Annotated in this window: 2 protein-coding genes; both read right to left on the bottom strand. The window is 73.0% G+C overall.

What is annotated here, in order from left to right; genetic code table 11:
* Positions 1 to 594, bottom strand: a 594-nt coding sequence (locus D471_RS34705; protein ID WP_017599617.1) for a glycosyl hydrolase family 18 protein, incomplete at its 3' end; no start/stop codon positions are given.
* A 139-nt stretch (positions 595 to 733) separates the two neighbouring features.
* Positions 734 to 1,087 (bottom strand): sigma-70 family RNA polymerase sigma factor (locus D471_RS0116330; RefSeq protein ID WP_017599616.1); only part of this gene is annotated, 354 nt, incomplete at its 5' end.

The following is a 1,087-nucleotide window of genomic DNA, read 5'->3' as shown; positions in this document are numbered from 1 at the left end:
CCCCCCGCCCGCCGCGCCCTCGCCACCCTGCGGTCCGCCGTCGCGCACCGGCAGGTCGCCGCGGATCCACAGGTCCAGGCAGGAGGCGACGAAGGCCTCACGCGACTCGGGGGTGCGGGCCGCCGTGGAGAAGTGCGTCGACCAGCTCCATCCGCCCAGGGACAGGCTCGCCCCCAGGTCGGGGTGCTCCTCGCGCAGCAGCCGCAACTGGTGGAGGCCTCCGGCGAGTTCCTGGTCGGGATCGTCGGCCCGGCCGTCGACGCTCTCCCCAGCGGTGTACGGCCGCTGGTAGAGCTCCCATGGCTGGTCCTCGCGACCGGTGGGGATGTGGCACAGGCCGTCTTCGTCGACGTCCCCGAAGGCCCACATGAGGCGGGTCAGGTGTTCCGGTGCGCCGCTGGCCGCCACGTCCGCGACGGTGAAGTCGCGAGCGGCCACGTTCCAGCCCGCGAAGTAGGCGACGCGTTCGGGTTCACGGCCGCCGATCAGGACGAGGGCGGTCGCGACGAGGGAGCCGACCGCGAGCGCCGCGGCCAGGAGGGTCACGGGACGGCGGTGGAGGGGGCGGGCCGGGGAGGTTCGGTTGACCTGCACCCTTCGACCCTAGGCACCGAACGGCGCGAGCGCAGGGCCTTCCGGCCGGGACGGCCACATCAGGCCAGATCGCTCCGTTGCGCCGCGAACGGGGAACCCGGGGCGCCGCTGACACGTTCGCGATGCCATCGCCCGGTGGTCAGCCGCTCGTGAGGTAGTCGCGCAGGGTGCCCGCCCGGGAGGGGTGGCGCAGCTTGGTCAGCGTCTTGGCCTCGATCTGGCGGATCCTCTCGCGGGTCACGCCGAACTCGCGGCCGACCTCCTCCAACGTGCGCGGATGGCCGTCGGCCATGCCGAAGCGGAGCCGGATGATCCGCCGCTCCCGTTCGGACAGGTCGCCCAGCAGGGTGCGCAGCTGTTCCTGGAGGAGGGTGAAGGAGGCCGCCTCCGCCGGGACGACGGCGTCGGAGTCCTCGATGAAGTCGCCGAAGTCGGACTCCTCCTCCCCGATCGGGGACTGGAGCGACACCGGTTCGCGGGCGATCCGCTGGAT

This window comes from Nocardiopsis lucentensis DSM 44048, from assembly GCF_000341125.1.
Lineage (GTDB): Bacteria > Actinomycetota > Actinomycetes > Streptosporangiales > Streptosporangiaceae > Nocardiopsis > Nocardiopsis lucentensis.
This window is presented reverse-complemented; position numbering and strand designations above follow the sequence as displayed.